Genomic DNA, 22,460 nt, shown 5'->3' with positions numbered 1-22,460 from the left:
TTTGGTCAAGAATTCTATATTCAGAAAAAAGAGCAACGCGATGCAAAAATTATTAATGGTGAGTATGCTGTAGTCAATATGTGGCATCCTGTTGCCGCGAATCTTGAGAAGATACATAAAGAAGGCAAAACATACGACTGGAGATTCTACCCTATTTTTGTAAATGAATTAGACCCTAGTGTACAAAGTGAAACAATACAATCCTTTCCATTAACTACAAAATGGAATTCTAAAGCAATTAATCCTAAAAAAGTGTCTGAAGATATGATTCCGCAAATCCTTCACTGGATGGATTGGAACTATTCACTTGAAGCTGCATCTTTACGCGCATGGGGTACACCAGACATGTATACAGGCGAAGGAATGGAGCGCCGTTACAAGCCAGAATACAGTAAGGTTGAACAATACATGTTAGTCGGCAAACAAGATGAGACAGGTGACGGATGGTACTACGGTCTTCAAGGCCCAGATAATACAATGAAGAATCCTGAAGTATACGGTCTCGCAATGGCGGATGAAATGGGTTATGTATACGCTCCATCCGTTGTGTATCCATTTAGCGAAAGCAACTACAACCAAGAAAACCTCGTTAACACAGCATGGCAGCAGCACAACTTAAAAACAATGTCATTATATGCCGAGTTACCAGTTGACGATGAAACGCTCAAAGCGAAAGCGGAATTCGAAACAGTGGCAACGGATTTAAATAACAATCTTATTTCACCGCACAATGATGAGTTGGATAACCTTATCGTTAGAGCTATTACGGGCCCGGTTGATAAATTTGACAGCAACTTTAAAGATTATACAGATGTTCTATCAAGCCCTGATATTGCTGACGGCATCATCAAAGAAAAGGAAGCTTGGATGAAATATTACAAGTTGCGGGCTAACTTCTTTAAGGAATTGGATTAACACTTTCGTTAAACTCTTAATCATCATGATCTGTTAATTAGTTCGTTATAAATAAATGTTCATGGAGGGATTACTTTGAAAGTAGGATTGCATTCAGTCAGTTATTCAGGAACTTGGGGCGGACAGACCGCTCTCTCATTGAAGAAATTTATCGGTAAAGCGGCACTACTAGGTTTTGAGAGCGTTGAATTCGCAGGAAAAAGACCACATTGTTCACCGCTCGATATCGGTAAGCAGGACAGGCAGGAAATCAGGCAGATGCTCGATGAAAGTGGATTGGAGCTTGCTTGTTTGGCCAGTTATCACGATTTCGCAACCCATTTCGAACATAAAGATATGGCGTACATGGAAAAAGAATTGGTATACATGAAGAACATCATCGAGCTTGCTCATGATCTCGGTTGTTCACTTGTACGGACTTATACGGGATATTATAAGGAAGGCGTTCCCTATCGAACCCAATGGGATCATTGCGTCAAGGGCATTAAGGAAAGTGCACGAATGGCTTCCGCGTACGGGATTACCATCGGCGTGCAGAATCATTCATGCATCGCTAGCGAGCCTGATAGCCTGCTAGATTTTATGGCCGAGGTGGACGAACCTAATGCAAAAGTCGTGCTGGATGCCCCGTTCATCGACAACCATTTCAAACCGTTACGAGAAACGGTGCTTAAATTTAAGGGCATGATCGTCCATACCCATCTCACGGATTATATTCGTAGAGAAAAATATAAATATGTTTCCGAAACGGTAACATTCGATCCGAATGGAATCGAAATGATATCCGTTCCAATTGGAAAAGGCGGCATTGACTATAAAGAATTCATCTCTGCTTTGCATGAAGTGGGTTACGAAGGATCTCTATCTTACGAAATGTGCTCCCCGCTTGTCGGCGGCGGCAGTGAAGCCAATCTCGACCGCAGTGCGCTTGAATCGCTAACGTATGTTAAGCGGATTCTCGCAGAATTGTAAGCAGGTTATTGCTATTTTAGGAGGAGGTAACACGCTTGATGAAGTTGTCAGGATTCGCGGATGAGATTTCATCCAATCTAGCGGAGCAAATCGCTGTGCTGCAAAGTGAAGGAATAAGTTACTTGGAATTCCGCAGCGTCTGGGATAAAAACGTGTTGAAGATGAACGATGATGAATTGCAAATGGTGTTAAGCGAGTTAGAAAATCATCAGATCCGTGTGTCCGCGATCGGCTCGCCTATCGGAAAAATTAGCATTGTTGACGATTTTGAACCGCATCTCCTTGAATTGGACAGAGCGATTAGCGTTGCGAAGCGGATCGACACGAAGTATATTCGAATCTTTTCTTTTATCATTCCCGAAGGGGAAGACCCGAGGAAATATCGTGAAGAAGTCTTGCACAGAATGAAGGCTATGGTCGAACGGGCGGAAAAAGCCGATGTGGTGCTGCTGCTTGAAAACGAACACGGCATGTACGGGGATGTACCTGAGAGATGTTCGGATGTGCTGACAGCATGCGATTCGCCGAGTCTTCGTCTTACCTTCGACCCGGGGAATTTTGTACAGTGTGGTGTTAAACCGGTATCAGAGGCATACCATGTGCTCAAGCCCTATATCGAATATGTACATATCAAAGATGTCCTGAACGGAAAGGAAATTCCTGCCGGCGAGGGCGAAGGGGAGCTTCTTGAATTGATCGAGCTGCTGCAAACGACAGGATATAACGGTTTCTTGTCGCTTGAGCCTCATCTTGCCTATTGTGGTAGGTACCCGGACCGCACCCCTGAGGAGCTATTTGTTGCTGCAAGCCGCGCTTGCAAGAAACTGTTGTCTGAGACAGGTGCACAATGGGCTTAAATGCCTGTGCCTAGGATCAAAATACCGTTTTCAACGGATAAATTGAAAGGTAGTGATCTGCGATGGGTGTTGTAAGAGTAGGTGTAGTAGGTGTAGGGAATATGGGATCTGGTCATGCCGTGCATTTTACGGCAGGGCGCGTAAAAGGGGCCGAACTTGTAGCAGTTTGTGACAAAAATCCCGAACGATTGCAATGGGCGAAAGAGCATTTACAAGGAGAAATTGTGTTCTATCCCGATGTAGACGACATGCTGGCTTCAGGAAGCATCGATGCTGTTATCATCGCAACTCCGCATTATGATCATCCGACAATTGCCATCAAAGCATTCGAAAAAGGGCTGCATGTGCTGATCGAAAAACCTGCGGGTGTGTACACCAAACAAGTCCGTTTAATGAATGAGGCGGCTGCTGCTTCAGGAACCGTATTTTCGATTATGTATCAGATGCGGATGAATCCGATTTTCATTAAAATGCGCGATCTGATCGAATCCGGTGAGCTCGGTGAAATCCGGAGAACAAATTGGATCATTACGAATTGGTATCGCTCGCAAAGCTATTACGACTCCGGATCTTGGCGTGCAACGTGGAATGGCGAAGGCGGCGGTGTGCTTTTGAATCAGGACCCTCACCAACTTGATTTGTGGCAATGGATCATAGGCATGATGCCGAAGCGTGTGCGGGCTTTTTGCCACTTCGGTAAGTGGAGAAACATCGAAGTCGAGGATGATGTTACGGCTTACGTAGAATACGAAAACGGAGCGACTGGCGTTTTTGTTACTTCTACAGGTGACGCGCCTGGAACGAACAGGTTTGAAATTACCGGAGACCGCGGTAAACTTGTCATGGAGAACGATAAGTTAACGCTATGGCGTTTGCGTGTATCGGAGAAGGAGTTTAACGCCACTTATAAAGGGGGATTCGGAGAGCCGGAGTGCTGGAAATGCGATATTCCAACTCCAGGGAGCTATCCAGATCATCTCGGCATTATTCAGAACTTCGTTGACGCCATCAATCATGGAACGCAGCTCATTGCACCTGGAGAAGAAGGCTTGAAGGGACTAACGGTTTCGAACGCCATGCACCTGTCAACCTGGACGGATAATTGGGTTGATCTTCCTATCGATGAAGAGTTATACCTTGAACATTTACAAGAGCGTATTAAACATTCTTGTGGAAACAAGATGGCCGCTTCAACCAGTTAAAGGCGGGGGATTTGCAACCTATACAATAGGTTGTAAATCCTTTTTTCTTTTTCCCTTCATTAGAGGAAGATATTAACGCAATGTTGGCGCTGTTGTAAGCGATACAGAAGTTGAGCATGAATAGAATGTCATGGCTTAATTCATTCGCAGCTCTGCTTAACCAAATGAATATACAAAAAGAAGAATGGCGGTACTAAGGTTAATTCCAGCACCGCTATTCTTCTTTTTTGTTCTATTGCTACTTGCTTAACGTAGATAGTGCAAGGTGAAAGCCACCCGTACCCGGCCGCAAGGCTTATTTTTGACAAGCCTCGAAGCGGGAAGCGCCGATATTCTTGGTTTTCTTTCATTTGCCCGTCCTGATATATTCAGTGGCTTACCGGTCAGTTGTCCTTTTCTTCCGTCTGCGACAAATCTCTATTCTTTTGGCGGTTCACGATGATAAACCGCTGCAGAATCTCTTCGATGAAAATAAAAAAAACGGTTCTGGATTTCTCGTGGGGTAGCAGATCAAGAGGCTGAAAGGATTTCGTCAGGAAAAAGATATTATTATATTCGTTTAGCAAGGCGGTGTTATATTCCTCCAGCACCAATACTGCTTCGCAGTTTTTGTTCTTGGCAAAGGCAAAGATACGTGAAAAAGACTTAAACTCACCAGTTACCGAAAAAGCAATCAACAGGCTGTTTTCATCCATAATAGCTTCAGCAGACTGTTCTTCTTGAACAGCAAAAACCAACTTGTTCGTTATATAACGCAGCTTGTATTCAAAATACTGCATGCAGTAATAAGAGGGGCCGTATCCAAACAAGATGATCTTTTCATGGCTATTTATGAGGTCGATCATTTTATCCAGCAGCGAAAAGTCAAAACGGTCGAGAATATCTCTGATCCTTTCCAGCTCACCTGAGCGCGGGTCGATGGGAGTATCCTGGCCATAAACATAATTCATGTATTGCTTGTAATTATTAAAGCCCAGTTTCTGGACAAATTTGGACACCTTTGATATGGTGCAGCCACAAAGCTCGGCCGCCTTCGTAATGGGAAGGTGCTTGATATCCTTGGACGATTGCATGATGGTGTGATGAATTTTCTGCTCCAGGTTATTCAAATTGTTCAAGTCGATATTTAGCATAATTTGGTGTAACGACACGGTTGAATTGTTACACATCCTCCTTTCGATGGATACATTATTATACCATATGTTGAAATGAATGCGAATTATTGTGTTATTAAAAATGGAAAGTTTTCCATAAAACATTGTATAAATGATGTATTTAAAGAAATTTTCCAAAAAATCATTGACATTGGGAAGCTCGAAGAGTAATTTAAGGTTAAGAACAGCAGCAAGTCAAATTTTGTCGACTCAATTGTCGCGAAAAACTAAGGAGGATGATACCATGAAAGCGCAACAGATTCTCGAGCAACTTAAAGGAATGCTGGCTGCAAACCAGATCAACATTGATCCCGACGCCTTGTACGACGCGGCAGCGGACCGCTACAAAAAATACGCCAAGGCGAAAAAAGTACTGGATGTCCCGCCGCCAACAGCCATTGTCTACCCGAATTCGGTGGAGGAAGTCAAATCCTTGTTACAGTTCTGCAATCAAAATGGCATCAATGTAATTCCGCGCAGCGGCAAGACAGCGACCGAAGGTGGGCTGGAAAACTGGAAAACCGAAACCCTCGTCATTGACGGCAAAAACCTGAACAAAATTATCAACATCGATACTTACAACATGCAGGCGACGGTTCAGGCCGGCGTTCCTCTCCAGGCACTCGAGGACCAGCTGCGCCCGCTAGGCTACACGACCGGGCATTCCCCTCAGTCCAAGCCGGTAGCGCAGTTCGGCGGCTTGGTAGCCACTAGGAGTATCGGCCAGTTTTCGACGCTGTACGGCGGCATCGAGGACATGGTGGTCGGACTGGAGTGTGTTTTCCCGGATGGACACATCGCACGGATAAAAAATGTGCCGCGGCGCGCGGGCGGGCCGGATATTCGCCATATTGTCATCGGCAACGAAGGCACGCTGTGCTACATCACCGAAGTCACGGTTAAAATCTTTAAAGTTTTTCCAGAGAACAATCGCTTCTACGGCTATTTGGTTCGCGATATCGACACCGGGATCAAGGTTCTTCGAGAGGTTATGGTCAATGGATACCGCCCTTCGGTCGCTAGGACCTATTCCGAAGAAGACGCGAGACAGCATTTTTATCACTTCCACAAAGGGAAGTGCGTACTACTCTTCATGGCGGAAGGCCAGAAAGATATTGCGGAGGCTACAGGCAGGGCCATTGAGGCGGCTGTCGAAAAGCACAAGGAAGGTATCCTGGAACAGGTTGATTCCCAGCTGATTTCCGATTGGTTTGACCATCTGAACTGGTCGCAGCAGGATATCGACGATGAATTCCAAGGTATGATCGACAACGACAAGCACGATGGCTATACCACGGAGATATCGGCCGACTGGGAAAATATTCCGAAGATCTACCACAGCGTCATCAACCGCATCAGAGCAGAATTCCCACGGGCCGAAGACCTGACAATGCTGGGTGGGCACTCGTCGCACAGCTATATCAACGGTACCAACATGTACTTTGTATACAACTACAATATCAACTGCGCGCCGGAGGATGAGATGCGGATCTATCATCACCCGCTACAAAAAATCATTGTGGAGGAAGCTCTGAAATTTGGCGGCTCGATGTGTCACCACCATGGAATTGGGAAATTCCGCAATGAATGGACGACACAGGAGCATGGTTCAGCGCACTATATGCTAGAAAAGCTCAAACAAGCCTTTGACCCCAACGATATTATGAACTTTGGAACCATCTTCTTCAAGGAAGAAGGAGCTAAGTTCCAGAAATAAACATATCTGGTGAACCAAAACTTAGGGGGTGATCGGATGTCCAAGAGCAATTTTAACCGTTATTTTCAGTTATTCCTGATCGTTATCGCTGCCGGCGCCATTTATCCGGTAATTTACCTCAGGCAAAACTATCAGGAGACCATTCTGGCTGTATTCAACATGTCCATGGATCAGCTAAACATCATTTATTCCGTGTTGGGTATCGTATTTGTCGCAGGCTACTTCCCCAGCGGTCTATTAAGCGATAAGTTCTCGGCCAAAAAGCTGCTCGTGATTTCCCTGTTGGGGACTGCCGTCGGTGGATTTTGGTTCGCGCAGGTGCCCAATTATACCAACGTAATCCTGATTTTCTGCATCTGGGGTACATTTTCCGTATTTACTTTTTGGAGCGCCCATATGAAGCTCGTCAAGCTCATTGCTAAGCAGGAGGAGGAGGGCCGATTTTTCGGCATCCTCGACGGTGGGCGTGGTGTTATCGAGGCGGTTCTGGCAAGCGTGGCTATTTTCATCTTCTCCCGCATGCTTGGCGCCAGCACATTGTTGGTGGATAAAAAAGCCGCTTTGGTGACGATTATCTACATGTATTCGATCATTCTGGTGATTGCTGCGGTGCTCGTGTTCATCTTTGTCGAAGATGACAAAAAATCTCCCAAGCAGGAGAGCCTACAGCCCGATACGGCGAAGATGAATCTTAACTTCAAGGATATGGCAGAGGTGTTTAAAAACAAGTTGGTGCTGCTTCTGGGATTCATCATCTTTGCGTCATATGCAGTTACCTGGGTCACCTATTACTTCAGCGGTTTTCTCGAGACAAATGTTCTGGTAAGCTCAGTGACCGCAGGACAGGTGATGGTTGTCGTTCTGTGGATGCGGCCGATCGGGGGGATTGTAGGCGGCTTTATCGCAGACAAGGTTGGCAAGACGAACACCATGATCGGAGCGATCACAGGGGCCGGTACCTGCCTTATTATTATGTCAGCGCTACCAGTAAGCGCTGCCAAGCCGATCTTCTATATATTAGTTGTGTTGGCGGGCGTATTTGTTTATGCCATCCGGGGTACCTACTGGTCGCTGCTTGGCGATTGTCGGATACAGGATAAAGTTCTTGGCGCAACGATCGGATTTGTTTCGTTAATCGGCTATCTTCCCGATATTATCCTGCCACTCATCAACAGCCAGCTGTTCAAGGTATTTGGCCCTAACGGGGGTTACAACGCCTACTTCATTACCAGCGCCATTGTCGGGGCCATCGGCGTATGTCTGCTAGTTGTTTTCCGGTCGCTTTCCAAGAAGAACGAAAAAGGTGTGCCATATGCCGAAACAAATAATTTGTCTGGTTAAGTTCGTGCCCAATGTAGATGGCTACCAGTACGATTATGAACGTAACGTACTGATTCGAGAAAATGTGAGGATGATCATCAATCCCGACGATGCCTGTGCCTTGTCTCTGGCCTTGCAGCTCCAAAAAAACGAGCCGGATACGCAGGTGGAAATTGTTAGTATGGGCCCGCTCAGCGTGTTGCCCCTGGTCAGGGATTTGCTCCGGCGCGGCGTAAAACGGGCCACGCTGCTGTCCGATAAACGCTTTGTTGGCAGCGATACCTATGTCACCAGTAGAATTATTGCCAGATATCTTAGCACCATTAGCTACGATCTTATTGTAAGCGGTTCCCATTCCATGGACGGTGATACGGCACATGTGCCTGCGCAGATCGCAGAGCTGTTGCAGCTGGAGCAAATGTCGAATGTTAAGCGGGTTGAGACCGAAAACAACGCCGAAGGCTACCTGTTTTTCGAGGTGGAATCGGAGGGCGACCGTTCCCGGTATCGGATCGAGTTGCCGGCGTTGCTGAGCTTGAGCAGAGACAGCCCATACAAGCTTCCTTTTGTACGATATACTGACCTCAAACTCGAGGTGGACGACAGGATCACGATCATTACCAATGATCAACTGGGGATCCCTAATGAGGAGCTGGGCCTAAAGGGTTCGCTGACAAAAGTGGTTGAGACCTATCCCAAAACGCTTGAGGAAAAGCAGCGTATTGTTGTGACAAACGATGATCAGGGCATTGAGACGGTCTATCAATTTTTGAAGGAAAGAGGCTTTGTTTAGTATGGGTAGGACACTTATCTACTATGACGAGAACAATCCAAAAGGGTCGGTCGGCCTGCTGGAGGCGGCGGACCTGATGAATCAGGGCGACGAACACAAACGGTATGCCATCTGTTTTGACCCTGAAACCAAGGATCACGGCTACTTTGACTATTGGTTACGCATAGAGGATGAGCGAATCAAGAGCTACGATGTTGTAAATATGACCAACTGCATCGAGGAACTGCATAACAGCTACCGGTTCGACTGTATATTAATTCCCGCCACTCCGCTGGGCAGAATGTTGGCTCCACGGCTGGCCATGAGGTTGGGGGTCGGGCTTGTTGCGGACGTAACGGCCATCGGCCGCTATAATGGCCAGGTGAAGCTGATCCGCCCCGCCTTTGACGGAAAAATGATGGCCGGTATTGTAAGCGCTCCCCCCCTGATGGCTACTATCCGCCCTAACGTGTTTCAGTATACGCCGCGGCGGCTTGGCGAAACCACCGTAATTGCCTTTCAGCCCCAGAACATCCAACAGACCAGCCTTACACGGCTGGAAACGAAAACCGGAGGGCCGCTGCAGGATATTTGCGACAGCAAGGTGTTGGTATCGGGCGGCGGTGGAGTTGGCGGTTCGTTTTGGGAGATTGCCCCACTTGCGAACGCTTTGGGGGGGATGGTGTCGGCCAGTCGGCGGATTGTCGACAGCGGCATCGCGACCCGCGCGATTCAGGTGGGGCAATCAGGCAAGATAGTCAGCCCGAAACTCTACATTGCCTTGGGGATTTATGGTTCGCTGCAGCACATCGAAGGGCTCAAGAACGTCGAATATATCATTTCAGTCAATACAAATAAAAACGCACCTATCTGCAGCCTGTCCGACATCATTGTGGAAGGCGACGCGATCGAATTTGTCAAAAAGCTTGTTGAAAGAATCAAACGTGAAACACCCCAAAATCAAATATAAAATATTGGAGGTAGCGTCATGAATATCACTGATTTTAACATGGATTACTTTTCACTTAAGGGAAAAAATGCAATCGTCACTGGCGGTAATACCGGACTGGGTCAGGCCTTTTCGCTGGCACTTGCAAAGGGTGGCGCCAATATCTTTATGCCCAGCATCATGCCGGACGACCCAGCGTTCAACAAGCTGATTCAAGCAGAAGGCGGCCGGGCGGTGTATATGGAGGCGGATATGACCAAACCCGGTATAGCAAAGCAGGTTGTTGAGAATTGTGTTAAAACTTTAGGCTCGGTGGATATCCTTGTGAACTGCGCCGGTATCTGCATGATTGCAGAGGTGCTGGATTTTGGCAGAGAACAGTGGGACCCGATGGTGGCAATCAACCTGACCGCCGCTTTTGAAATGAGTCATGAGTGCGCCAAATATATGATTCCGCAGCAAAGCGGCAAGATCATCAACATCTGCTCGATGTTCAGCTGGCTGGGCGGAAAACTTTCCCCTGCCTATGCCGCCACCAAGCACGGAATCGCAGGGCTGACTAAGGCCTATTGCGACGAGCTGGCTGAATATAACATCCAGGTAAACGGCATTGCGCCGGGCTACTTCAAGACCAAGGTAGCAGCATCCTCCTCCGGCGACCCCGCCCGCAACAAGTGGATTGTTGACCATACCCCTGAGGGCCGCTGGGGCGATATCCACGATTTGATGGGCACAACGGTATTCCTTGCGAGTAAAGCGTCACAGTTTGTCAACGGACATATCCTTGCGGTAGATGGAGGCTTCCTGGTGCGCTAGCTTTGTGCAGCGAACATTGTCTTTCCGATAACAATTTATAAGGCATAACGTCGGTTTGGCGGCGTTAAATTCTATGATCCCCCGGGCATAACCGAGCTAGTGCTTCCGGTACGCCATTACCATTTTCATGTCCGGGGTTTTGGCTAATGCTCTTATCAAAGTTTTATAGGAGGCTATTATGGCTGAACAATATCTGCTTGGTGTGGACAGTGGCTCTCAAAGTACAAAAGTATATATTTTTAACAAGAAAGGTGATGTGGTTTGCAGTGAAAGCGCGCCGATCAAGCCGCTCGTCGCACGAAAGCCCGGCTATGCCGAGCATCCCGATGACGACCTCTGGGACAGCTTGAAGGCGGTGCTTCAAAAGGTCATGACATCCTTTACGGGCAATCCGAAGGATATCGTGGGACTTGGGCTGTGCACCATTCGCTGCTGCAGGGTTTTCATGAAGGCAGATGGGATGTTGGCTGCGCCGGTTATGAGCTGGATGGACGTTCGTTCCTATGAGAGATTCGAAGATGATCCGCAGATCGCATATACCAGTCCGACCTCCGGTTATACAACCTTCCGGTTGACCGGTGAATTCAAAGATACCGCCGCTAATGCGTTTCAGTGGCAATTTCCGATCGATTTGGATAGTTGGGACTGGTCTAAGGACGAAGAATGCTTCAGCAGCTTTGGCATCCCGAAGGAAAAGCTGATGGCTTTAGAGATGCCTGGCACGATCCTTGGCTATGTTACCGAGCAGGCTGCGGCGGAGACAGGGCTCCCGGTAGGGCTGCCGGTGGTGGCGACGGCAAACGATAAGGCCGTCGAGGCGCTTGGCTCGGGCATTGTCGACAAAACTTCGGGACTTATCTCCCTGGGGACTTATATCGCTTCAATGGTGTTCGGCGAGGAAAACCGGAAAGACCCCGCCCATTACTGGACCAATCTCTCCTGTATTCCGCACAAATACCTCTACGAGAGCTCTGGCATTCGGCGCGGAATGTGGCATATCTCGTGGTTGAAAAGCATTATCGGCGAAGAGTATGCGCAGCAGGCCGCTAGAGAAGGGCTATCGGTTGAGGATCGCTTGGCGCGCGAAGCACAGCAGGTGCCGGCAGGCTCCGACGGCCTGTTAACCGTACCCGATTGGCTCGCGCCTGCCGATCAACTATACCGCAAGGGCATGATGATCGGCTTTGACGAGCGCCATACTAGGGGACATATTTACCGCTCGATCATCGAAGGAATCGCCATGACGCTCAAAGGGCACTACGACTCGATGATCGAGGAGCTGGGCATCAAGCCTGACCGCATTATCATCTCGGGCGGCGGCTCCAACAGTGACTTGATCATGCAGATTTTCGCAGACATGTACGGCGTCAAAACGGTCCGCAACGAAATGAACGGCGCCGCGGCGCTGGGGTCGGCCATCTGTGTGGCGGTAGCCACCGGTGTATACAGTGGGTTTGAGGAGGCGGTTGAGAATATGGTGCGTGTGCGTGATGTATATGAGCCTGACAGCCGCAATCACAAGATTTACAACAAGATCGACACCGGCATCTACCGTGACCTGCCCAAAATGATGAAACCGATTCTGCAAACAGCCTACGAGGCGTGCCAATAATACCTGAGCCTTACCATGGCGGGATGGGGGCGAAGGATAAACCGCTGATATTGATTACACGTCTGTTAGCCAGCTGACATGGGATATACCGGTGGGGTATAGCATTTCGTTGTTCCCGAAACCGACTGTAGGGAGGAGAAGGTGGCATGATCCGGTTTGAGAAGATAACCAAGCTTTATAAACAGCAGGAAGTCATTTCGGATGTATCTCTAACGATTGATAAGAGTGAACTAGTTGTTTTCATCGGACCGAGCGGTTGCGGCAAAACCACCATGCTCAAGATGATCAACAGGCTGATTCACCCTACATCGGGGAAGATCTTCATCAATGGAGAGGATACCGAAAAGCAGGATGAATTCCGGCTGCGAAAGAGTATCGGCTATGTGATCCAGTCGATCGGGCTCTTTCCCCACATGACGATACGGGAAAACATCGAAATCATCCCCCGCCTGGAGAAAAAAGCGCCTGAACTTATACTGAAAAAAAGCGTCGAATTGATGAAGATGATCGGGCTTGACCCTGACGTCTATCTCGACCGATACCCGACGCAGCTGTCCGGTGGGCAGCAGCAGCGCGTCGGCGTCGCGCGCGCATTCGCCTGCAACCCGGATATCATCTTGATGGACGAACCGTTCTCCGCGCTTGATCCGATTACCCGCAGCCAGCTACAGGATGAGTTGCTGCAGTTGCAAACCAAGATGCAGAAGACGATTGTTTTTGTTACCCACGATATGGATGAAGCGATCAAGCTGGCGAATCGGATCTGTATTATCCACAAAGGGCGGGTCGTTCAATACGACACCCCGGAAAATATCCTGAAGAACCCTGAAAGCAGCTTTGTCAGCGAATTTTTGGGCAGACACCGCATCTGGTCCACCCCCGAGCTGATCCGTGCGCGGGATATCATGGTACATAATCCTGTCACAGTCAAGCGTAGCGCCGGAGTGTTGCATTGCCTCGAGCAGATGCACAGCAGCAACGTAGACAGCCTGCTCATCGTTGATGGGGATGGGCGGTTGCAAGGGATCGTCTACGCGTCCGACGCCCAGGCGCTGCCAAGCATGGAAGCCAGCGCAGCCGATATTATGCAGGATATTCCCTGCACCGTGTCGCCTGATGACTCGATGGTGCATATCCTCAAAACCATTCAAAGTATGCAGGTATCGACGGTGCCGGTGCTCTCCGAAGAAGGCTGCCTGGTTGGGCTTATTACCCGCAGCAGCCTGTTGACCACCCTGAGTCAGCAGTATTTGGATTTGGAGGATGTGATGATGTGAGCTTGCTGGAATACGTCAAATACAATTACCTCGAAATTATCCGTCTAATTATTGAGCATCTCCAGATCACCGTTCTGGCGGTGCTGATCGCGATCCTGATTGGAGTTCCGCTGGGCATCTTTATCAGCTATGTCAAGGGGGTCGGCCCCAGGATTTTGGGGATGGCCAATATTATCCAGGCAATACCGAGCTTAGCGTTGCTTGGTTTTTTGATTCCCTTCCTGGGCATCGGGTTCAAGCCTGCTGTATTTATGGTGGTTGTCTATTCACTGCTGCCAATTATCAAAAATACCGCCGCGAGTCTGGGCAACATTAGCAGCGATATTGAGGAAGCGGCCACTGGCGTGGGCCTGACACCCTTCCAGATACTCTATAAGGTCAAGCTGCCCCTGGCATTGCCAGTCATTATGGCGGGAGTGCGCATCTCAGCTGTAATGGCGGTGGGGCTGGTCACGATCGCTGCCTTTATCGGCGCGGGCGGCCTCGGGTATCTGGTCTACTCCGGTATCCGTACCGTCAACAACGTGCAGATACTGGCCGGGGCCATCCCTGCCTGCCTGCTGGCGCTAGGCATTGACTTTTTTGTAGCGCTGATTGAAAAGGCCGTTTCGCCGATTGCTTTGCGGGACGACATTAAATCACTGGACAAACATTTGATCAAGCAGATACGCCGCAGGCAGCGCACGGGCTTTATCGCGGTTGCAGTTTTGCTTATCGCCGTTATCTGCTTCAGCCTCTTTTCTACAGTGAAAACCAGCGAAAAACACATCTCGATCGGGGCGAAGGATTTTACCGAGCAAAGCATTATAGCCAGTATCTACGCCGAATTAATCGAAGCGAAAACCGATATCGAAGTCGACCGGCGGCTCGATCTTGGGGGCACGCAAATTGTTTTCAGCGCGCTGACCAACCGGCAACTCGATCTGTATATTGAGTACACCGGCACACTGTATACGAATATCCTCAAGCGTGAGGAAAAACGCACAACAGAAGAGATATTTAGCTTGATCCAAAGAGAACTGACCGAGGAGTACGATTTGGCGCTGCTCGAACCGGTCGGCTTTAATAACACCTATGCAATCGCGGTCCGCGCCGAAACCGCCCAGCAGTACAATCTGAAAACGCTGTCCGACCTCGCCAGGGTGAGCCAAAACTTGCGCATTTCGCCGACACTGGAGTTTATGAACCGCGCGGACGGCATCAACGGAATGATGGCCAGCTACGGTATGGAATTCCTGAGTGTGCGGCCCTTGGACGGCACCCCCCGATATACCGCTCTGATGAACGACCAGTGCGATGTTATCGATGTGTTCTCCACTGACGGCCTGATCCGGGAATACGGGCTTGTAGTGCTGAAGGATGATCTACAGTACTTCCCCAATTACAACGCCATCCCGCTGCTGTACGCTGATACCCTCGAACGATACCCCGAGCTCAGGCCGGTGCTGGAACAGCTCGAAGGCAAGATTGGCGATGACGACATGCGGGAGCTAAACTATCGCGTCGATGTGCTGCATGAAAAACCCGAAGAGGTAGCCAAAGATTATCTACTCTCGAGAGGTTTTATATGACATAAAGAAGGCTATCGAGACTTTCTCGACAGCCTGACGCTAACGTCACGTTAGTGTCTTTTTTTCGTTGAAAAGGGGATAAGGAACATGAACTTGCGATGGAGATTTAATCTTGGTAATGAGCGGTGTCCCCATATAAATCAACGTTCAGAATATCATTATGAATAGTAACTTTGCATAGCGCAGTTGGGTGAATGTCGGGCATGCTCCCGATTTCATGCAGCTGTTTATTCATAAAATAGCTCATAATCGCTTTTAACGTGATCCGGTGCGTTACAATAAGCACTTGTTGGCCCTTATGATTCGTCAGGATATCTTGGATCGCAGGAAGCGCCCTTTTCATTAATTCACTATAGCTCTCCCCCTGACCCGTGGGTTGGTATAAATGAGGTTCATTGAAAAATTGATAAAATGGAGTAGGAGAATCCTGTATAATCTGTTCGATATGCTGGCCTTCCCATAGCCCCATGTTGATTTCTTTTAGTGAATCAAGTTTCACGATCTCCGAAAACCGATGACCTGATATAATACCTGCCGTAGTTATCGCTCTGGGGCTGGAACTGCAATAAATAGCATCTAACGGAACGGTGGTCAAACGCTCGCCCAACCATTGGGCTTGTTGAACCCCAAGTTGTGTAAGAGGGGAATCCATATGTCCCTGCATCTTTTTCACCAGGTTCCATTCGGTTTGTCCATGCCGGGTCAAATATAACGTAGTTTCCATGCTGTAGTCCTCCTCATTGAAATGTAAGTCTAGTATAATATGTAGACATATAAACGAATAATATATAATATCGAATATGTATAACTTTTATATATAGGTGGAGATGCCGTTGAACCTTCATGCACTGAGATTGTTTTATTATGTGGCGGTAACTGGCAGTGTAACGAAAGCTTCAGAAAAATTACATATCAGCCAACCGGCTATTTCGGCACAAATTCGCAAATTTGAAAAAGAGAACAATATAAAATTATTCAACATTCAGGGCAGGGGGCTGGTTCTTACTCCTTTAGGGAACAAGCTGATTAAGCCGCTGGAGAAGATGTTTTTAATCGAGGAGCAGGTACAGAATTTGATCGAAGACCATCATAACTATCCTGAAGGGAAATTACGGATTGCCGGAAATTATCTAGCTACAAGTGTACTCATTCCGAAGTGGGCCTCCTTATTTAAACAAAAATATTCAGCCGTTGACGTACAGATTACGACGGTCAACTCGCACGAAGCTATTGAAAAATTAATCAACTTTGAGGTCGATGTAGCGATCTACAGCGACATGGGTGTGCCCTTCGCAAATCCAGATGAGTTTGAATGTACAGAGCTGTACAGGGATGAATATTTGTTCGTCGTAGCACCCGGGCATAATTATGCATTTCACAAGGTGACACTTAAAGAAATTGCCTCAGAACCGTTTATTATGAGAGAAGAGGGAAGTGCAGCGAGAGAAAGATTACTTCGGTTATGCCGAGAACAGCAGATCAATCCACCCCAAATTGAATTGCAATTTAATGGGCTGCATGAGACGATTCTTGCTGTAATGGCTGGTTATGGAGTAAGTTTTGTTTCCTCCCTTGTAGCCGAACCTTTATTGAAGCAAGGTGTTCTTGCTAGAGTGGACGTACCGGGGATTTCTTCAATGAATTCCATTTTGCTGGGCACGAGAAGTAGGGAGCAACAGGAGATGTTTGTTCATGATTTCATCGGTTTAGTTATCCAGCAATTGGATACGAAGGTCTAATAAGCTTCAGAGGGGTATATTTTGAGAAAGAGACTGGACCTAAAGGTAGATCATGATCTACCTTTAGGTCCAGTCTCTTTTCGTATCATTACGCTAGATTCACACACAAACCAAAATTTGTCTAGTGAAGTTTCCCTTCTTGGCTACACAGCGATCTGTAATTGTCAGTCCAGCCTCAGCAATCATCTCGTCAATCGTTTCAATGGTGATAATGATTGCTTTGGTCGCAATACGGCGTGTATGCTGAAGGATCGATAGCTGTTCCTCTGGCGTCGTAGTGGAGAATAGATTATAGGGCATATCGATAATAGCAACATCGTAGTGTGAAGTGATCTGGGATATGGCCCCTAAGGTGATTTCCCCTTCGAGTTCAAAATGAGCAAGGTTCTCGCGGGCTCCACGAACAATAAAGGGATTGATATCTCCGCCAACAATATTGATTCCCATGGAAAGCGCCTCTACAAGTACGGTTCCAATCCCGCAGCAGGGATCTATGGCTGTAACGCCTAACGGATGGGGAACGGCAATATTCGCAGCAGCTCTGGCTACACGTGTGCTCAAAGCAATCGAATAGTTTCGTGGTTTTTGCATGTGGTGAAGCCAAACCGCTTTATTCTTAACATAGTGACCAAAGAACCACCGACCTCCGAGGGTGACGAGACCAAATTCGTGATCAGGGTGATAGACGTCAGCTTCTCCGGTAATATGCAGTCCCATTTCCCGCTCAATGGCGCGGCGTTCAGGAAACTCTATTTTTTCTGAGCCTTCCAAATCATTTGTTTTCACAAAAATGACCTTGAATGTGGATTCAAGCATGTCGATCTGCTGTACTTGCTCTAATATATCGGCAAGGCTGTCGCCCTCGTAGAGCAATTCAATACGCTCTTTAATAAAGGGGCTACGGCTAGGATTAATGGAGACTGTACTTTTAAAAAGATTAGCCGGGGGTTGCATTCCAAAAAGAGAGCGTAACTCTAATTCGCATAAGGATTGTTCTTCCTCACGGCATGCATACGTGTATATATAGTTAGGGATCGAGCTAATATTATTCAATTCAGGTTCATCCTTATTATTTATGTCATGTGTATAGTAGCTTCAACCATAACATAGATTTCATCAATTGACGCGGATCCAGGCAACAAAATGTATTCAACTATAGACTAGAGGTAGAAAAAGATTCAGAGTTCCTGTTAAATTTATTCAATAACTATAAAGGAGATAAAAGTTATGAATCTATTTGTCGTCGGCGATGTACATGGATGTCTTCATACGTTTAAAGGGCTGCTTGACCGACATTGGAATCCTGATAAGGAGCGACTCGTCCAATTAGGGGATTTAATCGACCGTGGGAACGATACGCCGGGAACACTACGATTGGCTAAGGAACTGAGACAACGGTATGGCACAAACGCTGTATTTCTCAAGGGCAACCATGAATACGAGTTTATTCAGCATATAGAGAATGGTCCTAACGAATATTGGCTACCACAATGCGGCTTTGAAACGCTGAATCAGCTTAGATCCGCTAACATAGAGCTTCAGGAGGTATCCGAATGGATTCATGAGCTTCCACTTATTTGGGAGAACGAGCATGTATTAATAAGCCATGCTGGTATTGCAGATCAGGTAGAATTCCCATTTGATGAAGGAAATGAGTTAGGCGTGTTATGGAATCGAACACCGTTGAGAAATGTAGGTAAACTTCAAATTATCGGCCACACGCCTTGCAAGTCTGGGTCTCCTGAGTATGATCAGGCATCTCACTCATGGAATATTGATACCGGAGCTTACCGGAAAGTCGCATTGAGTGCCATTCGAGTCACCTCGCTAGGTGAAGTGCTTGAGATGGTTCAGTTTCCTGTTGATCCAAGAGATGTGAGTGAAAACGAGTAAGATCGCATAATGAATATGCTATTGCATCCCAAGGCGGATACGGTTCTATAAAAAAGTTACATTAGTAGACGGATGGACGTTAGCAAAGTTCATCCGTCTTTTGTTTTGTAAGAATTTAACATTGACTTTGGTAGGGATTAGAAGTTACTATAGCAGTGAAATACCACTTAAACGTTTAAGTGATCGAAAAGGGGGAGTATCTGTGTCCAAACGTTTGTTGATTTCCACCATTGTTTTAACGTTGTTCAGCTTTTCATTGCTCACTGCATGTGGAACGGAAAGTCAATCAGCAAGCCAGCAATCGCAAGGGAATGAAGCAGCAGGAAACGCACAACAAGATGGGATGAAGCCAGAGGTCGGGGCGGAATTACTTGTATGGGAATCAAAAGGTCCTGAATTCGATTTTATGAAAGCGGTCGCACAAGGATTTGAAAAGGAATATGGCATAAAAGTAAAGGTAGAGCCTGTGCCTGCGATAGATGCCGTCAAGAAACTTACCACGGATGGACCCGCTGGAATTGGGGCTGATGTCTTCTCTTCACCACATGATCAATTAGGGAACGCTGTGATGGCAGGACTTGTATTGCAAAATGATGTGTTCACCGATGCTGAAAAAAATGATTTTTTGTCTTCTGCAATAGATGGTGTTAGTTATGACGGGGTTCTGTATGGGTTTCCAACAGCCATTGACACGTATGCGCTTTTTTACAATAAGAAGTTGATGGAACAAGCACCGAAGACTTACGAGGAGATTATCAAGTTCGCCGAAACGTACAACGATCCGAAAAACAAAAAATATGGGTTTATGTGGGATGTAGGTCAGTTGTACTTATCTTATTCATTCCTTGGTGGGTACGGTGGATATGTATTTGGCAATCATGGAACAGATGTCAATGATATCGGTCTGAATAATGAGAAGTCGATTGAAGGAGCTAAATTCCTACAATCCTTTAACAAAGTGCTGCCTCTCAACATCAACGACATCAATGATAATATTATCACTGGATTTTTCCAAGAAGGTAAAACAGCTGCCATTATCAATGGACCGTGGTTCATCTCAAGTTTGGCGAATTCGAACATGGAATATGGCGTAGCTCCGCTACCACTATTGCCTAATGGCGAACATCCAGTAAGCTTTTCAGGCATTCGAGGATTATATGTGAATTCGTATACGAAGTATCCGGTTGCTGCCAAATTGTTTGCTAGTTATGTGACAAGTAAACAAAGTTTAACGAAACGTTTTGAAATGACAACGCAATTGCCGCCGAGGAAAGATTTGATGGACGATCCGATCCTTACGAAAGACCCGAATACCATGGCTTTCTTGGAGCAAGCGAAGTATTCAACTCCGATGCCGTCTATCCCGGAAATGGGGAATGTTTGGGTTCCAGCAAGTGCTGCGCTCTCATCCATTTGGAATGACAATCAAGACCCGGGTACCGTTCTGAACAAAGCCGTAAATCAAATCAAAACAGCCATAAATACGAAAAAGTAGGATGATACTCCAAATCTCAATAAGGCGGTCTCAGGTATGCATTTGAACAAAAGTTCTCGTCAGCATCAGACGAAAGCCACGATTTTCTCAGCGGTTTTTATCGGATTAGGCCAACTGTATAACAAGCAATATCTAAAGGGCCTAATATATATGATCCTAGCTCAATTGTTCTTCTGGAACTATTATCCTGTTGCCTATAAAGGCATTGTAGGATTTATAACGTTAGGGGATGTACCTACAAAGGTTATTCAGGGGAAAGTCGTGCAGGGTGACCATTCTATTTTTCTATTAATCAACGGTCTGATTACATTCATAGTCATTCTTTTGTACTTGGGTTTTTATTTCATGAATATTTATGATGCCAGGAAAAACGGAGCGCTCAGAGACGAAGGTAAATGTGCTCCGCGATTTAAAGATTCCATTCAAACTATGAAATTTCGTAAATTGCCTTACCTTTTGTTATTACCCGCAGCTTTTTTTGTCCTGTTTGTTACCGTTATACCCCTGCTATTTAATGTGTTGATTGCATTTACCAACTATTCTGCGCCTGGACATATTCCGGATCGCGCATTAGTGGACTGGATCGGATTTCGCGTGTTCTATGATCTATTTGCACAAGAATCATGGAGATCTACCTTCTTCGGTATATCCGTCTGGAATTTGATATGGGCTACAGTTTCGACAACCACCGTTTTTCTGAGTGGTCTTTTATTAGCGATGATGGTGAATCATCCGAAGATTCGATTTAAAAAATTTTGGCGGACCATCTTTATCCTGCCTTGGGCGGTTCCACAATTCATATCGATCTTGGTTTTTAGGGTGCTATTGAACGGGTCATTCGGTCCCATTAACGATTTGGTGACGAAGCTTGGTTTCTCACCGGTGCCGTGGCTCTCAGATCCGACGATGGCGAAAGTATCCATCCTTATTGTGAATTTGTGGTTCTCAACTCCTTTTCTCATGGCGTTGATGTCGGGGATCTTAACGACAATGCCGCGTGACATTTACGAAGCTGCAGAGGTAGACGGCGCCTCAAAACTACAAAACTTTTTTAAGATTACGCTTCCGCTTGTCTTATTGGCTACCGCACCTATTTTTATTATGCAATTCGCTTTTAACTTTAATAATTTTAATCTGATTTATTTACTTACGGATGGGCAACCGAATAATCCTGACTATTATTACGCGGGAAGCACCGATATTCTGATCTCATGGATTTTTAAAATGACACTAAACCAAAGTCAATTTAATATGGCTTCTGCTGTGTCGATCATTATGTTCATTTTCATTGCGATTTTTTCCTTATGGAATTACAGGCGGATGAAGTCAAATCAAGCAGAGGATTTGGTCTAAATGTCGAAAATAAAAAACAACTTGCTGGTCATTGGCATTTACATGATTTTTATCGTGCTAACGATTACCACCGTATATCCAATTATTTGGGTGCTTGGAACGTCACTTAATCCCGGCAATACCTTATTGGTGAGTCAAATGTTCCCTGATCATCCCACGATTGCTCATTATGTTAATCTGATGAAGAACACGGATTTTGGATTGTGGTACAAAAATACGATAAAGATCGCCATTTCGAACGCGGTGATATCCACGACACTTGTAGCCGCGACGGCTTATGCCTTTTCTAGATTTCGCTTTAAAGGTAGACAACAGGGATTAATGACGTTATTAATCTTGCAAATGTTCCCCGGCTTCTTATCGGTCATGGCACTTTTTGTTCTGCTGTTGCAAACGAGGTTGTTAGATACACATCTAGGGTTAATTCTGATTTATGCAGGCGGGTCCATTTCCATGGGGACATGGGTGATGAAAGGTCTTTTTGACACGATTCCCAAAAGTCTCGAAGAAGCTGCTTTTATAGATGGCGCTAGTAATAAGGATTCATTTTTAAAAATTATTTTACCATTATCCTTGCCGGCCATTACATTCGTCGCATTGAATAGTTTTATTACACCTTTCATGGATTTTATTTTGCCGCAAATTGTTCTCAGATCATCGGAAAAAATGACGTTAGCGCAAGGGTTATATAATATGGTGGCGAATGAGACGAATTCCAGCTTTACCTTATTCGCTGCGGGTGCTGTGCTCGTTGCATTGCCGATTACGATGCTGTATATGTACTTCCAGAAATATTTAATTAACGGGATCGCAGCAGGTGCGGATAAAGGGTAAGGGTTAAGGGAT

General features: G+C 46.5%; 20 protein-coding genes. 17 read left to right on the top strand and 3 right to left on the bottom strand.

The window, feature by feature from the left end; all coding sequences use genetic code 11:
* The 4 genes from BVG16_RS32925 to BVG16_RS23855 all read left to right on the top strand — a co-directional run.
* On the top strand, positions 1 to 915 hold a 915-nt coding region (locus BVG16_RS32925; protein WP_158081772.1), incomplete at its 5' end, for a hypothetical protein.
* 75 nt (positions 916 to 990) lie between these two features.
* Positions 991 to 1,887: a sugar phosphate isomerase/epimerase family protein gene (locus BVG16_RS23865; protein WP_158081771.1), complete on the top strand. Its 897-nt coding sequence runs from the start codon at positions 991 to 993 to the stop codon at positions 1,885 to 1,887.
* Positions 1,888 to 1,925: 38 nt separating this feature from the next.
* Positions 1,926 to 2,744: a sugar phosphate isomerase/epimerase family protein gene (locus BVG16_RS23860; RefSeq protein WP_233147156.1), complete on the top strand. Its 819-nt coding sequence runs from the start codon at positions 1,926 to 1,928 to the stop codon at positions 2,742 to 2,744.
* A gap of 62 nt (positions 2,745 to 2,806) precedes the next feature.
* Positions 2,807 to 3,946 (top strand): Gfo/Idh/MocA family protein, encoded by a 1,140-nt coding sequence (locus tag BVG16_RS23855; RefSeq protein ID WP_078501696.1) that lies wholly within the window; start codon positions 2,807 to 2,809, stop codon positions 3,944 to 3,946.
* 383 nt (positions 3,947 to 4,329) lie between these two features.
* Here the strand turns inward: BVG16_RS23855 and BVG16_RS23850 are convergent, their stop codons facing one another.
* Positions 4,330 to 5,115, bottom strand: coding sequence for a MurR/RpiR family transcriptional regulator (locus BVG16_RS23850; RefSeq protein WP_198957526.1), 786 nt, complete (start codon positions 5,113 to 5,115; stop codon positions 4,330 to 4,332).
* Between the two features lie 229 nt (positions 5,116 to 5,344).
* Between BVG16_RS23850 and BVG16_RS23845 the strand changes: the two genes are divergently transcribed.
* From BVG16_RS23845 to BVG16_RS23810, 8 genes are all read left to right on the top strand, one after another.
* The gene (locus BVG16_RS23845; protein WP_078501694.1) at positions 5,345 to 6,817 is read left to right on the top strand and encodes an FAD-binding oxidoreductase; all 1,473 of its coding nucleotides are present in this window, start codon (positions 5,345 to 5,347) and stop codon (positions 6,815 to 6,817) included.
* A 36-nt stretch (positions 6,818 to 6,853) separates the two neighbouring features.
* Positions 6,854 to 8,158 carry an MFS transporter gene (locus tag BVG16_RS23840; RefSeq protein ID WP_078501693.1) on the top strand — a complete coding sequence of 435 codons (1,305 nt, stop codon included), beginning with the start codon at positions 6,854 to 6,856 and terminating at the stop codon, positions 8,156 to 8,158.
* Positions 8,130 to 8,930 (top strand): electron transfer flavoprotein subunit beta/FixA family protein, encoded by an 801-nt coding sequence (locus BVG16_RS23835; RefSeq protein WP_078501692.1) that lies wholly within the window; start codon positions 8,130 to 8,132, stop codon positions 8,928 to 8,930. The genes BVG16_RS23840 and BVG16_RS23835 overlap by 29 nt, the downstream gene beginning before the upstream one ends.
* Position 8,931: 1 nt before the next feature.
* Positions 8,932 to 9,879, top strand: coding sequence for an electron transfer flavoprotein subunit alpha/FixB family protein (locus tag BVG16_RS23830; RefSeq protein ID WP_078501691.1), 948 nt, complete (start codon positions 8,932 to 8,934; stop codon positions 9,877 to 9,879).
* An 18-nt stretch (positions 9,880 to 9,897) separates the two neighbouring features.
* Positions 9,898 to 10,674, top strand: a complete 777-nt coding sequence (locus tag BVG16_RS23825) for an SDR family NAD(P)-dependent oxidoreductase (RefSeq protein WP_078501690.1) — start codon at positions 9,898 to 9,900, stop codon at positions 10,672 to 10,674.
* 178 nt (positions 10,675 to 10,852) lie between these two features.
* On the top strand, positions 10,853 to 12,286 hold the full coding sequence (locus BVG16_RS23820) for an FGGY-family carbohydrate kinase (RefSeq protein WP_078501689.1): 1,434 nt from the start codon (positions 10,853 to 10,855) through the stop codon (positions 12,284 to 12,286).
* A gap of 146 nt (positions 12,287 to 12,432) precedes the next feature.
* Positions 12,433 to 13,563, top strand: a complete 1,131-nt coding sequence (locus tag BVG16_RS23815) for a betaine/proline/choline family ABC transporter ATP-binding protein (RefSeq protein WP_078501688.1) — start codon at positions 12,433 to 12,435, stop codon at positions 13,561 to 13,563.
* Positions 13,560 to 15,134, top strand: a complete 1,575-nt coding sequence (locus BVG16_RS23810) for an ABC transporter permease/substrate-binding protein (RefSeq protein ID WP_144027471.1) — start codon at positions 13,560 to 13,562, stop codon at positions 15,132 to 15,134. The genes BVG16_RS23815 and BVG16_RS23810 overlap by 4 nt, the downstream gene beginning before the upstream one ends.
* A 106-nt stretch (positions 15,135 to 15,240) precedes the next feature.
* Here the strand turns inward: BVG16_RS23810 and BVG16_RS23805 are convergent, their stop codons facing one another.
* Positions 15,241 to 15,858, bottom strand: coding sequence for a histidine phosphatase family protein (locus BVG16_RS23805; protein ID WP_078501687.1), 618 nt, complete (start codon positions 15,856 to 15,858; stop codon positions 15,241 to 15,243).
* A 109-nt stretch (positions 15,859 to 15,967) separates the two neighbouring features.
* On the opposite strand from BVG16_RS23805, the gene BVG16_RS23800 reads away from it, so the two are divergent.
* Complete coding sequence (locus BVG16_RS23800) at positions 15,968 to 16,873, top strand: LysR family transcriptional regulator (RefSeq protein ID WP_078501686.1); 906 nt, start codon at positions 15,968 to 15,970, stop codon at positions 16,871 to 16,873.
* A 99-nt stretch (positions 16,874 to 16,972) separates the two neighbouring features.
* On the opposite strand, the gene BVG16_RS23795 is transcribed toward BVG16_RS23800, so the two are convergent.
* Complete coding sequence (locus BVG16_RS23795; protein WP_078501685.1) at positions 16,973 to 17,926, bottom strand: TRM11 family SAM-dependent methyltransferase; 954 nt, start codon at positions 17,924 to 17,926, stop codon at positions 16,973 to 16,975.
* 174 nt (positions 17,927 to 18,100) lie between these two features.
* Between BVG16_RS23795 and BVG16_RS23790 the strand changes: the two genes are divergently transcribed.
* From BVG16_RS23790 to BVG16_RS23775, 4 genes are all read left to right on the top strand, one after another.
* On the top strand, positions 18,101 to 18,766 hold the full coding sequence (locus BVG16_RS23790) for a metallophosphoesterase family protein (protein WP_078501684.1): 666 nt from the start codon (positions 18,101 to 18,103) through the stop codon (positions 18,764 to 18,766).
* Between the two features lie 202 nt (positions 18,767 to 18,968).
* Positions 18,969 to 20,261 (top strand): sugar ABC transporter substrate-binding protein, encoded by a 1,293-nt coding sequence (locus BVG16_RS23785; protein WP_078501683.1) that lies wholly within the window; start codon positions 18,969 to 18,971, stop codon positions 20,259 to 20,261.
* A 36-nt stretch (positions 20,262 to 20,297) separates the two neighbouring features.
* Positions 20,298 to 21,614 carry a sugar ABC transporter permease gene (locus BVG16_RS23780; RefSeq protein WP_078501682.1) on the top strand — a complete coding sequence of 439 codons (1,317 nt, stop codon included), beginning with the start codon at positions 20,298 to 20,300 and terminating at the stop codon, positions 21,612 to 21,614.
* On the top strand, positions 21,615 to 22,448 hold the full coding sequence (locus BVG16_RS23775; protein WP_078501681.1) for a sugar ABC transporter permease: 834 nt from the start codon (positions 21,615 to 21,617) through the stop codon (positions 22,446 to 22,448).
* Positions 22,449 to 22,460: the final 12 nt, after the last annotated feature.

The organism is Paenibacillus selenitireducens, assembly GCF_002021565.1.
Taxonomy (GTDB): domain Bacteria; phylum Bacillota; class Bacilli; order Paenibacillales; family Paenibacillaceae; genus Paenibacillus_K; species Paenibacillus_K selenitireducens.
The sequence above is the reverse complement of the archived record's forward strand: the minus strand, read 5'-3'. Positions and strand labels throughout refer to the sequence as shown.